The organism is Candidatus Nitrotoga arctica (genome assembly GCF_918378365.1).
GTDB lineage: Bacteria > Pseudomonadota > Gammaproteobacteria > Burkholderiales > Gallionellaceae > Nitrotoga > Nitrotoga arctica.
The window spans coordinates 2,215,188-2,228,658 of the sequence record NZ_OU912926.1 but is presented as its reverse complement, the minus strand read 5'-3'; the positions used below and the strand labels follow the sequence as shown (position 1 = coordinate 2,228,658).

Sequence of the window (13,471 nt, the reverse complement as noted above, 5' to 3'; positions counted from 1 at the left end):
CGAAGGTTACTTATGCTAAAACTTAAAAGCTTTCACTTTACCTTGGCTATGCTTTCCTGGTTGGCAATAGTCTCACCCCATGTCTTGGCAGCCCCGCCAATTAAGGTGCTGGCAGCAGGTAGCCTTACTGGTGCCCTGACTGCTGTCATTAAGGCCTATCAGGAAAAAACCGGCGAAGCCGTGCAAGCTGATTTTGGCCCGGCTGGGTTGTTATTGGAGCGCATAGAGCAGGGTGAGCCAGCAGATATATTTGCTTCCGCCAATATGGCGCACCCGCAAAAGCTGGCGGATAAAGGCTTGGCAACGCCCCCTGTAGTGATGGCACGTAATCGATTGTGCGCAAAAGCTCTGCCAGAATTCGGCCTGACCAAGGAAAATTTTGTGGATCGGCTACTGGATCCAAAAGTCGGGCTAGGAACATCAACTCCTAAATCTGATCCCGGCGGAGATTACACTTGGATGATGTTTTCCAAAATAGATAAGGTGCGGCCAAGTGCTGAGGCCATATTGCAGGCTAAAGCGCAGCAATTAGGTGGAGGCAAGACAAATCCGCCCGTACCCGCAGGAAAAACCGCTCCGCTCTATTTTTTTGAACAGCATAAAATTGATATCTCAATTGGGTATTGCAGTTCGCGTCAAACTACCCCAGACCCTGCCTTTACTATGATTGAATTACCTGCGGAAGCTGCCATTAGGGCAGATTATGGTTTATCGGTGCTGACCTCAACCGCTGCAAGCCATGATGCTGCTTATCGTTTTGCTTTATTCATTATGAGCCCGCAAGCTCAGGGCATCATCAGTCAATACGGATTTACCACTGTAGCGGAAGCTAAACCTAATCCTTAGCTATTTCGATCATGATGATTAGAGTGGGTTTGCAAGAAAAATCCGATAGGCTGCTAGCCTTAAAACACCCCACGCAATCGAACAGCACCGATGGAAACCGGCCCACGGTCGGTGTTGTACGCGGGATTGCGGATGTGTTGGTAGTCCAGTGTAAGCCAGGTGTTTTTGATAGCGCCAAGACTGTAGTAGGTTTCGAGAATATTTTCCCGTCGGTATTTGAGAGCGCCGTCGCCAATGAAGAAACTGATGCCGCCGGCGGCCAAGTAGTCGCGTCGTTGACGCGACAGTCCATTTTGCACGAGTGCGATGCCCATGCTGTCCTGAATACGACCCCAGGCACTGCCTTGGACGACTGCCCCTGCAGCAAGTGAATTGTCTATTTCGGTAAAGGCGTAGGTTTCTGTTTTACCGTCTGCCCAACTGGCGCGGCCGAACATACCCACATTTTGGATTAGCTGTTGTTCCAGATTGAGGCCAAAGCCGTATTTTATCTGTTCACCGTTACGCACATTGTTGATATTCGGCACGCCGCCGTTGAGCGTGGCGTAATCCAACGCATCCTGGAAGCGTGACATCAAGGTGCGGTTGCGGAAGGCCAGCAGACGTATCTTGCCCGGTTGACCGATAAGCACATGCCCATGCCCCACTTCGATCTGATCGCCGTAGTGACTGAATATATTCGGATCCAGGACGAGCTGGTTAGGCACTTTAGGCTGGATGAAGCGGCCAGCGCGTATGGCCCAGTCGTCGTAATAATATTCCAGCGCGGCGCCCCAGGAATAACCACGCGCATCGGCTGCATAGTCGTAAGCGCCCGCGGTCATGAGAGACCAGTTGATAAACTGGGTCCGCGGATCGTGGCTGTAAACGTTGTTGTCGAATAGATCCGTTACCGAAAGTTTGCCCACGGTGAGGGCTATTAGGCGCTGGTGAACTTTCCCGGCCAGTTGATTGGCACCAGAATCAACTGCATCTTGTATCTCACCCAATCCCCAGCTTTGGCGCAAGAAGGCCCGTGCCATGTAAAGTTTTGGCTTGGGCCCAGAGGTGCGGGCGATTTCGCCATTGGTTAATCCGCCCAGTCCCGTGAGGTTGGAGAGCGGGACGCCTTGAACCACTTCCGGGTTGAAATACAACTCGCCTCCCGCCCATGGCCGCATGCCGAGGAAGGCGGTTCCGGTGAAGGAATAGCTTTTTTCCCGCTCCGTAGAGAGGCTGTTGCGTCCGCTGTAGGCGGCATTGAATGGCGCTTTGCTCTGCCAGACGTAGGTAGTCTGGAACTTGGCGTTCCAACTTTCCTCTACCCCATAGGCGAGAGAAAGCCCGAAGTGAGTCGCAATACAAGCCAGTAGCCAATGAGGGATCGTACGATGAATGTCCATAACGCTACTCCGTTGGCAGTTTATAAAACTGCCAACTTGATTCATTTAAAAAATTCAGGAAAGCCGAACAATCCTGACATCTCGATTTTCATCCTGCCAAAAGACCTGCAGGGGATCGAAATGAATTGCGGATGCTTTTAGTTTACAACAAACTGATTTTCGACGGATTCGATAAATGGAAGAGAGGTGCTTTACAGGTAGTCTTTAAGGAGATGATTTAACCCTCCCTGTGAACTTTCAGCTTGCGGTGCACGGATGGTCTAATAATACATGTCCGCAAAAGTACATTTGCGGAAGCCGTGTTGCTGGCAATTTATCAAGCACTGGGGATAAACCCTGCACTCGGAGGAATCAAAAAACTGGTTGGCTGACGAAAATAACGAGCAAATACGCTTGTAAAAATATCAGTACGCGCTAATTGCATGATTAGGAAAGATGGTTCTTTGGGGGGAGTTAAAGATGGGTTGGTTGACGCCACACTTCAAAACCTTACAATCCCCATAGGTTCGGTTCTCCAAGGTTTAGTCCAACGAGGTTCACCACCGCCAATAAGATCGCGGGTTTAACAAGTTTGGGAAGGGCGGCAGATAGATGCTTATATGTATTCGTTAGCAGATTGGGATCACGATTTCAACTGCAGGCAACGACAGGATATCGTTATAGACGCGCGCACCAGTGTGAGTACCCATCTTGATGGTTATGCTTAACGATCAAAGACCTTGAAATTACAACGTCACCAAATATAAAAATTAATTTATGCCTGACTTGCATGCAACTCCGAAATATCTCCAGCAAAAGTCGGGTGGTGACTCGCTCAGCATTTCCTCCGCTCGTTTTTCTATACTGGCTCTTGCCATTGTATACACCCTGTTTGTGATATACGGTAGCTTGGTACCTCTGGATTTTCATCCACGACCCTGGGATCAGGCATGGGAAATGTTTCAGCATATCAGTCTACTCAACGTCGGAACCCAAGGACGTGCCGACTGGGTCGCGAATGGCGTGCTCTACGTACCCGTTGGTTTCCTCACCGTCACCCTATTTACGCGTTTCAAGACGCATCGCACACTTGTCTTGGCATTTATCGGTTCGCTTCTGTTTTCGTTCACTTTGGCCGTAACAGTTGAATTTGCGCAACTATTTTTCCCGCCCCGAACGGTATCCATCAACGATGTAATTGCTGAGTTTCTCGGCAGCATTCTGGGAGCTGTTTTTGCAGTGCGTTGGCCAGATCGATTCATGTCGTTCCTCTCCACGCTTATGGGAAATCCGGATCGCTTGGTTGCCCATCTGCTGAAAGCATATGCTATTGGCTATGTTGCGTTCAGCCTATTTCCCTACGATTTCTTGGTATCAGTGCCTGAACTCGAATGGAAGCTTCACTCGGATGGCTGGGGATGGCTGGTAGCATCGGAGTCCGTACGTGGCAACATCGCGCTTCCTCTTGCTAAGCTGTTTGCAGAAACCTTGGCCGTCGTACCCTTGGGTTTGATACTCTGCCAACTGACAATTAGGGGGCGCCCGTGGTCTTTTACCCGTGCATTTGTCGTTGGCGCGGTCCTTGGACTAATTATTGAGATTGCCCAATTTTTCATTGTGTCCGGCATTAGCCAGGGTCTTTCCGTGTTTACACGTGCGACGGGAATTTGTCTGGGCGCACTGTTTTGGCGCCATCGTACACGGTTGCACTTATCACGACTGGCGTCTGAATTCAGGCGATTCGGTCTACCCATGGGTATCCTTTATCTGATTGCCCTGACTGCGGTAAATGGCTGGTTCGAGCATCGCTGGATAGGCAACGACTTCGCCATGAGCATCTTAAATGACATTCATTTTCTTCCGTTTTATTATCATTACTACTCTACGGAACAGGTCGCCCTGTTAAGTTTGACATCCATATGCCTATTGTATGCGCCCATTGGAATTCTGGCTTGGGCATCCTGGAATCCTCCCGGGCTAGCGATGTTAATGGCAATGTTGTTAGCTGGATTCATGGAAACGAGCAAGTTATACCTTGAGACTCTCCACCCCGACCCCACCAATATTCTCCTCGCTGGGTTTTCTGCTTGGGCAACAGCGAAACTGGTCAATCGGCTTGCGTCTGCCCCTACTATATCTGCAGAGATCTCGAAGCACATTGACTCGCCGATGACTGCGGCATCAACTTACCCCATGCGCAGCCGTCCCTATGTTAGTGAAACGGAAGCTCCCAAGGCCAAGGCGCCAGCAATAAATAACAAAATGTCGGACACGACAGTGTCGGCCGTGCCGCTTATCATGCTCAAAAGGCCATCTCTTATAGGTTACGCCGTCCTGATTGCGGGCTTGGCGAGTGTCGGCTGGGGTGTCGCGACCTTTCCTAGCCAGCCAGCTCTCCTCGCTGCGCTTTTCGCTGGGTATGCGGTTCTGCTCTGGTACCGGCCACAGTTGATATTCATTGTTGTTCCAGCTGCTCTAGCGTTTTTCGACCTCGCGCCTTGGAGTGGACGCTTTTATTTTGACGAGTTTGATTTTCTTCTATTGACCAGCGTCACCGTCGGTTATGTCCGATTACCGCCCGCGCGTCGTCATTCACCACGCGACCTGCTGTTTCTTTCCCTCGCTGCTTTACTGGGTCTTTCCTATGCGATTGGCATCCTCTGCGCCTTGCTGCCATGGCAAACGCTAGAGGCAAACTCATTCACAAATTACTACAGTCCCTATAACGCGCTCCGCATTGCAAAGGGTGCATTATGGGCATTCCTTATATATGGCCTGCTCGGACGACTGGCGTCCATCGGGCAGGATGTTCGCGGCCTTTTCGCGCGAGGTATGGTGGCCGGCTTGGCCGGTACGATTGTGATGTTGGCCTGGGAGCGTTTCGTGTTTCCTGGATTATTCAATTTCACCGACGTTTACCGGGTGACAGGGCCTTTCTCCCAGATGCATACCGGCGGGGCTGATATCGAATCTTTCCTTACGCTATCGACACCATTCCTGGTGGTGCTGCTGTTTGAAAGACGGAGCTGGGTAACAAGGCTGACCGGTACAGCGTTGCTGGTTGGCGCCACCTATGGAGTGATGGTCACTTTCTCGCGTATTGGCTACGTTGCCTTCGGTATCGCTATGGCACTCGCCCTGCTGATGGCTATGGCAAAATCAGACAATCGGGTGCGAACGAGTTTTTTTAAGCGCGGCATGGCGGCTTTCGTACTTGTGATTTTGGCTCTCGCAGTGGCGGTACCGATCTTCAAAGGTCCGTTCACGCAGACTCGTATGTCTCAGGCTGGAGTTGATCTGGAAGTACGTTTAGCCCATTGGGCCGATGCTTTGCAGATGCGGGATCCGGGCTGGCCCACAGCACTGTTCGGGATGGGAATTGGCCGTTACCCGGAAACTCATTCTTGGCGTAGCGAAGAAAACCGAGCAGCCACTTATCGGCTAGGTTCCGAAACTGGCAACACGTTCCTGCGACTGGGAACGGGTAGTCCACTTTACGTAGAGCAGTTCGTCACGATTGAACCACAGCGTGATTATTTGCTCAGCCTGAACGCCCGCAGCGATCAGCCTAACACTCAAGTCTCTGTGTCAATCTGCGAAAAGTGGCTACTCACCTCAGCGCGCTGCACCCTCAAGTCCATTGATGTTACAGGAAACGGACGATGGCAATCAGTCCAGACGCGTCTGCAATCGGGCGATGTGGGAAGCGGCCGCTGGTATGCATCCCGTCCCGTCAAGCTGTCTATCTACAATTCCAATGCACATGCCGTGGTAGATGTGGACAACGTGCGCGTGCAGTCAATGGACGGGGGTAACCTGCTTGGCAATGGAGAATTTTCGATGGGATTGGACCGGTGGTTCTTTACCGTTGACAACGATAGGCCATGGCATATCTGGAGCCTGCCAATTCAAGTCCTGTTTGACCAAGGGTGGTTGGGTTTGGTCGCCCTGACCTTTTTCGTCGTGGTCGGCTTATGGCGCGCTGGCCGCGATACTTGGCGCGGCGACGCGATAGCTGGTGCGATGCTGGCATCCAGCATCGGCTTCCTCGTAATCGGCACTCTAGACAGCCTGGTGGACAGTCCGCGCCTCATCCTTCTATTCTTGCTGCTTATCCGATTCTGCTGGGGGGCCAGGATGAACCCCCCGGCTTCCTGAAAAACCTTGCTCCGTCAGCCCGCTCCTAGCGTATTTATGGTCAGTTTGGATAGAGGTGAACGAGTGTTACTGATGCGGCATTGCATCCTTATTTAAACCCGCATGAGACTTGACCTGAAAGCAAGGTCACGTCCACGGTGGGGGCGCCGCCAATACCACAGAACGTGTAGGTGCCGCCCTTAAGATGAACTTTATAGGACGGCGACCCTCCGGTCCCGTAGTTATATGTTACTTTGCTATTGCCCCCATTCCCGCTGGTGCTCCAGGTGCCTACTTGTTTGGTCTTCTCCATGGGATCAGTCGGTCCCTTCTTGTAGTCGATAAGACTCCCCCCGGCACCATGGAATTCCTGCCATTTTTGGCTTCCTAACATGGCACACACTGTTTTATTAGAAATAGCGTCAGCAATAAGGGCAGGATCTTTCAATTGGCTGTTACCTTGACAGTCTAGTGCCATTGCTTTCCCAGAAATTCCTGCGAACAAGACGATGCTTGTAACCATAAGACGCTTCATAACCGTATCTCCTTTTAGATGAATAATGTTGATCTTAATTTATTGCTTAGAAATATGCACTATTGGCAAGTTGATGAACGACATCAAATTCAGCAATTTTCACGCCAATTATATTTTTTCATTGTTAATCAAATAGATATTGAATAACAAAAATTTACCGGAACTGCAAGCGTAAATATTTCCGACAAGCCCTCGTCCAATTCAACAATGTTCGTCTCATGGCAGGATTACTGAACCTACAGCCCATGCGAGCGACAGGATAATTCCAAGGAGGCACTCAAAGCAAATGTGGCAATAAATGCCTGAAATTCGATAGCGAGAGCACGTTATATTTGGTGTAATGCTAAACGTAACAGTGACAGCGGCACCAACAGCTACAGCCAGATTCTGCGTTATCACCGTAACACAGAGTAGGCTAACGGACGTAAGGAAGTGGCCAGTTCGCATATCCAAATCGTTGCAATTCAAGTATCACCATAATAGAAGCATTTGCAAAACTTGAAATCGAGTAGGCAAATATAGACATCTGCTGGCGACCGAATAGTCTTGTTTAAGTATCGCTGCTGTTTGCAATCGCGTTGATTTTGGTGTTGTCGGAGCGTTGCCTAGCGCATATTTGTTAAGCCTTTCGGCTTGAATTTTTCTCAACAAATTCGATTTTCTGTTGGTAATAAAATTGATAGGAAAAATATGACGTTGTGCCGATTAATTGCCCTAGGTCCGGCTCCGCGGCGGCTTTCGCGTTTGCTTCGTCCAATACCTGGGGTTTGTTCAGGAGAACATAGATTACAAAGCCACCTCTAACGCGTCACGATGTCCAGCAATTAATTAATTTCGAGCCAGCTTCACCCATCAAGGTAGCTGATCGTCTACCAAAGCGGGCTGTTGGCTGGAATTAACAGCCTCATCTACCCCCTTTTCTTTTGCCGAGCTGGGCTTGACGATTGGTTTCGATGAGGTTTGTTCGGGCAGAGGTTGAGCCTTATCAGTGAGCGGTTTCAAAGTAGGCAAGAGGTATTTCAAAACTTGCGTAGAGAGTGCTGAAGTAAATTGATAGTTAGCTGCGTCCGCGCCTGGCACAAATGCAGTCAGCGTTCCGAAGAATCGATCCCCGATGAAGAACACAAAAGTGGCGGAGCGGTTTACCGCATGGGATTCTTTGATAACACCGGCCGAGGAAAAAGTGACATAACGATGATCACCGGTTCCAGTTTTGCCGCCGATCGGGATCCAGGTACCATCTTCTTTCACAATTGAGTGGGCGAGTCGCGATGCGGTGCCTTTTTCCACTACTCTGGTTAATACGTCACGCACTACAGCGGCTAGGTCGGGTGAGAACATTTTTTCACCTTGGATAGGGATACGTTCCACAATGGTTTCAAAGGGCGTGCCCGCTGCAAAGTGCAGACGTTCGATAAGCATCGTGGGAATTCGAACGCCATTATTCAAGATAATGCCCATCAGTTCGGCGAGTGCGGCAGGTCGGTCAGCGGAACTGCCTATTGCCGTGGCTAGTGATGGTACAAGGGCATCGAAAGAATAGCCGAGGCGTTTCCAACTGCGGTGAATCTCCAGAAAGGCTTCCAGTTCCAGCAGGCTGCGGATTCGGATGTCCTGTGCATTCTTGTGGATGGTCTTGAATAGCCAGCGATAGACAGCTATACGCTCTGCGCTGCTGGCTTTGATCACGTCCTTAAATTTCGCATTTGGGTGGCTACTTAAATAGTGCACGAGCCATAATTCCAAGGGGTGTGCGGCTACGATATAACCCTGGTCCGCCAGTGAGTATTTGCCTGGCGCATAGCGCTGATACTGGTCATGGAGAACGCGCTCATCCGGCCCCTGGAGGCCAGGCAGACGCGATGTCATGAATTTATTGAACTGAGCGGGCGTAGCCTCAGGATGAATATAGCGGTAAGCGGCGGCAAGTCGGCGCGGCGTGTGCCGAAAGCTGGAAAAAAATATCTCGTCAATCTCGCTTGCCGTTTTACCCTTGTACTTAAGATAAAAACGGTTGATGAATTCCGTGCCTTCCTTGTCCGCAAATCGCCTGAGGTATGCCTCGCGACCAGGGTGGTCAGCATCCTTGAGTATCTTGGCAGACGAACCCTTGATATGAAGCATATGGTAGCGCACGATATCGCGCATAAGGCGGATGTAAACGAGGTTGACGGAATTGAGCGTCGCTTCGCGCACACTCAGTATCCTGCTGTCGTCTTCATGTTTGAAATTTTGGAAATAATGCGCTCCACCACCGGTAAAGAATTGTTCAAAAGGGTTAGCAGAATATTTGCGTTCCAGGGCAGCTCCCAGCATGGCTGCCAAACTTTTGTCCGTGCTTTGTAGTAGATATTCGATCGCCCAGCGACTTAGGACATCGTTAGGATCGCTCACTTCTTTATGTAACGTCTCTGGTTCAAGTGCAGCATATTTTCGATGCAGTGCTTCGACAATTTCAAGATAAGTTACCAATGTCCTTAGTTTTGCTGTGGATCCAAGATCCAGCTTAGTGCCTTTATTGATGTCTAAGGGTTGATCGAAGTTGTCAGCCTGAATTCGAAATTTTGCACCCTGCGGTGTCAGCTCGGAAAGCGTGAAACTGTAAATTATTTTGCCCGGATCCGCTTCGCCCAGCAGGCGATTGCCATATAGTCCCGCAGCGCGCGCATATTCCGGATTTTTGAGCTGACGCAAGATATCGGTAGTCTTTTTTTGCAACTCGCCGTCGAGCGTGCTTTGCACCGATAAATCCAGACGATCCAGCTCATACAGACGCTGTAACCCCAGTTGAGAAGCAAGATGCACCCGTACCGCATTAGCAGCCTTTGAAGCAGAGAAATTCCTGGTTTCTTCTGGCACAGCGGCATAGCGGAAGCGTAGCGGTACGTTTATCGCAGCCTCACTGAGTTTGGGTGATATTACGCCGGCCTGCGCCAGCACGCGCAAGTGGCTATTGGTAAGTTCATTTAGCGCTTTGCGTTCGCTAATCAAGTAACTGGAAGGCCTGCGCTGGGCGATCATGAGACTTAGCACATGTTTATAGTAACGTGCCGTCTCGGCAAGGTCCGTACTGCTTGCAGACCCGGTTTTCAGGATGCGATTAGTACGTTCGAAATTCAGGCCGTACCATGCCCACAAACCGTCTCCCAGTCCGTTGGCTTCTCCGAAGCCCGCGGCAGCGGCAAGTGGAACCGTATTAAGATAATCTACTACGATACGCTTGCGGGCAGGCATTGTTTCCTCCCCATCCAGATAAGCGCGCACAGAGGCCGAGGCGATTTGTTGTATCTTGTCATTGGGGCTGAGGGTCATCCCGTGGGGAGAATGCCGGTATTTCTCAATTTGAGTTGCAAGTGTGCTACCGCCCGGTACGTCGTGTTCAGGTCGAACGAACTGAATAGTCTTGTCGAGCACTGCCTTTCCAAGCCGGGTCCACTCGATGGCCGGATTTTTTCTGGGTTGGGCCGGGTCCAATAGCTCACGATTCTCGATAAATAGTAGGCTGTTTGTTACCAATGGCGGAACCGATTCAAAGTTTTCATAAACGCGAGTTGGGAAAACAGCACGGTAAAGTGGCTGACCGTTGCCGTCGACAATTGCGAGACCGGTCTGCGATTTTTCCCGGTAGGGGACGAATAGTCCCTGTTCAACGAGTTTCTTCATACGCGAGGAAATTCTTGCCTGAGCATGCACATGGAAGCCGCGATCGGTCAGACTCTGAAGAAACTCTGGCAATCGACTATATCCAAGGCGCATATCGTATGGCCCCGCCTGGGGTAAATGTAAACCACCATTTGGACCACTTTTCACCTCCCAGCGAAGATCATTGCCCAGTTTTGCAAGACGGCGCGCCTGGTATGCAGAGGTTTCTGTTTCTCGATAAATAAAGAAAGCGGTAAGGGCCAGTGCAATAAGAAACAAGATAAGAACAGCCAGGGTAAAAAGTTTGAGCGTGCGCTTTATGATGGAGCTACCAGAATGATTGAGAAGTACTTTTTGAGTTCTTCTTGGAAAAATAGATGGGTGGATTTAAACGAAAATTGCATCAAATAATTTAGACGGATTCAAATCCAGAAGGTGCCTTTGAAAATTTAAAGTTTGCCGGCAGGTAAGTCATGGGAATAATTTCAAGGTGCTGCATTTATCTGCCTATATAAACAAGATTTTGTTAACCCAATAATGGGCGGGAAGCGGATTCTAGTGGTGCCTGAGAAGCGTAAATATCACTTTTTTAAGTATAGCTGATCCAATAAAATATCGTGAAGCGTTCGACTGTGTTCACGTTGAAAAAAATACTTTTAGCGGAGGTGTCCTGAATTTTATAGATGCGGAATTGTTAATACTGCGGCATTCATTCCTTCGAACTGGATAGTTAAAGAGACAATGTGCGCTTTTTAAGACGCAAAGTCAGTATTGCTCATCCCGTAGTGATGGTGACGGTAATGTTGTATAACGGTAAGCCCGGCGTCAGGCAAGCATCAGTGCTGACATGATCGAAGTATTTTTTATTGAGCCCAATATGCCTAACCGCCTTGCCCAAGAGACCAGCCCCTATTTGCAGCAGCATGCCGACAATCCAGTTGACTGGTTTCCTTGGGGTGAGGAAGCACTGATGCGCGCTCGCGAACAGAATAAACCGATCCTGCTATCCATTGGTTATTCGGCCTGCCACTGGTGCCATGTCATGGCACACGAGTCGTTTGAGGATGCAGACGTCGCCGCAGTGATGAACCAATATTTCATTAATATCAAGGTGGATCGTGAAGAGCGCCCCGACCTGGATCACATTTATCAGGCTGCCCATAATATGCTGGCCCAGCGTAATGGTGGCTGGCCACTCACCTTATTTTTAATGCCCGATCAAGTGCCGTTTTTTGGCGGTACCTATTTTCCAAAAGAGGCGCGCTACAATCTGCCTGGTTTTGTGCCTTTGCTCGAACGTGTGGCTGATCTTTACCACACGCGTCGGGATGACATTGCCAAACAAAGTGCGTCGCTGTTGCAACTATTTGGTACTAGCCTGCCGAGTGCAGAAAACCAGGTTAGTTTCAATAAAACGTCATTGGAAGAGGCATTCAGCGGATTGCAACAATCTTTTGATCCGATTCACGGTGGTTTCGGCGGTGCGCCTAAATTTCCGCTCCCGACCGAAATGGAATTTTTGTTAAGGTATGCGACGCGCGGCGGTAACCCCGACGCGCATCGCATGGTGCTCCACACTTTGCGCAAAATGGCAGATGGCGGGATCTACGATCAGCTTGGTGGCGGTTTTTGCCGCTACAGCGTGGATGAACGCTGGGAAATTCCCCATTTTGAAAAAATGCTCTATGACAATGGTCCACTGCTGGCGCTTTATACCGATGCGTATGTGCTATCGGGCGAGGCATCGTTCAAGCGTGTGGTGCAAGGAATTTCGGATTGGGTCATGCGTGAGATGCAGTCGCCGCAAGGTGGTTATTATTCCAGCCTGGATGCGGATTCAGAACACGAGGAAGGCAAATTTTATGTGTGGACGCCAGAGCAGGCCGCAAGCCTGTTGAGCGTTGAAGAATATGCCATTGTAGCGGCTCATTACGGTCTGGATCATCCGCCTAATTTTGAAAATAGGCATTGGAATTTGATAGTTGCCCAGCCGCTAACCACCATAGCAGAAGCGCGCCATCTGCCTCTTGAACAAATCGCGCAGCAACTCACCAGTGCGCAAAAAAAATTGTTTGCCGCGCGCGCAAACCGGGTTCGCCCAGGACGTGACGAAAAAATATTGGTCAGCTGGAACGCTCTTATGATTAAAGGGATGGCGCGTGCCGGCAGGAGACTGGGCGAGTCAGAGTGGATATTGTCGGCACAGCGGGCGGTGGATTTTATCCATGCCACGATGTGGCAAAATGGTCGCCTGTTTGCTACCAGCAAGGACGGCAAAGCGCATCTGAATGCGTATCTTGATGACTATGCATTCATGCTGGACGCCTTGCTGGAATTGCTGCAAACGCAGTTCCGTCTGATTGATCTGGAATTTGCCCGCGCGCTTGCCGATGTGTTACTGGAACAATTCGAAGATCAGCAAGCGGGAGGGTTTTTCTTTACGAGCCACGACCACGAAAAGCTCATCCATCGCCCGAAACCAGAGCATGATAATGCCATGCCTTCCGGTAATGGCATCGCAGCGCTCGCGTTACAGCGCCTCGGCCATATTTTGGGAGAGAAGCGCTACCTTGAGGCCGCCGAGCGCACCCTGACGCTTTATTATCCGTTTTTTGCAAAGCAACCAATGAGCTTCACTAGCCTTCTAATGACTTTGCAAGAATATCTCATGCCGCCGCAAATTGTTATTTTACGTAGTACTCCCGAAGCAAGTGCAGCGTGGCGCGAGCAATTATTTCAGCATTATTGGCCTGGTACCCTGATTTTGGCTTTGGAAGGCGAGCTAATTGGACTACCAGAAACGTTGACGAGGCCTTACACACAAGATGTTAGCGCTTGGGTGTGCCAGGGAGTGCAATGCTTGCCGGTAATTGAAGATTGCCAAAAATTGATAGATGTTTGCAAATCTGGCGAAACGGGTTCAGGCAGTATTAATGCACAGAATACATAG

Annotated in this window: 6 protein-coding genes; 3 read left to right on the top strand and 3 right to left on the bottom strand. The window is 50.0% G+C overall.

Going from position 1 to position 13,471, the window contains the following annotated elements; all coding sequences use genetic code 11:
* Positions 1-12: 12 nt before the first annotated feature.
* Positions 13-846, top strand: coding sequence for a substrate-binding domain-containing protein (locus MKZ32_RS10265; protein WP_239797172.1), 834 nt, complete (start codon positions 13-15; stop codon positions 844-846).
* A gap of 59 nt (positions 847-905) precedes the next feature.
* Here MKZ32_RS10265 and MKZ32_RS10260 read toward each other — a convergent pair whose 3' ends face one another.
* The gene (locus MKZ32_RS10260) at positions 906-2,228 is read right to left on the bottom strand and encodes a carbohydrate porin (protein ID WP_239797171.1); all 1,323 of its coding nucleotides are present in this window, start codon (positions 2,226-2,228) and stop codon (positions 906-908) included.
* Positions 2,229-2,984: 756 nt separating this feature from the next.
* Between MKZ32_RS10260 and MKZ32_RS10255 the strand changes: the two genes are divergently transcribed.
* On the top strand, positions 2,985-6,365 hold the full coding sequence (locus MKZ32_RS10255) for a VanZ family protein (protein ID WP_239797170.1): 3,381 nt from the start codon (positions 2,985-2,987) through the stop codon (positions 6,363-6,365).
* Between the two features lie 88 nt (positions 6,366-6,453).
* Here MKZ32_RS10255 and MKZ32_RS10250 read toward each other — a convergent pair whose 3' ends face one another.
* Positions 6,454-6,879: a hypothetical protein gene (locus MKZ32_RS10250; protein WP_239797169.1), complete on the bottom strand. Its 426-nt coding sequence runs from the start codon at positions 6,877-6,879 to the stop codon at positions 6,454-6,456.
* An 852-nt stretch (positions 6,880-7,731) separates the two neighbouring features.
* Positions 7,732-10,800 (bottom strand): transglycosylase domain-containing protein, encoded by a 3,069-nt coding sequence (locus MKZ32_RS10245; protein WP_239797168.1) that lies wholly within the window; start codon positions 10,798-10,800, stop codon positions 7,732-7,734.
* A 598-nt stretch (positions 10,801-11,398) separates the two neighbouring features.
* Here MKZ32_RS10245 and MKZ32_RS10240 point away from each other — a divergent pair.
* Entirely contained in the window at positions 11,399-13,471 is a 2,073-nt protein-coding gene (locus MKZ32_RS10240) for a thioredoxin domain-containing protein (protein ID WP_239797167.1), read from the top strand.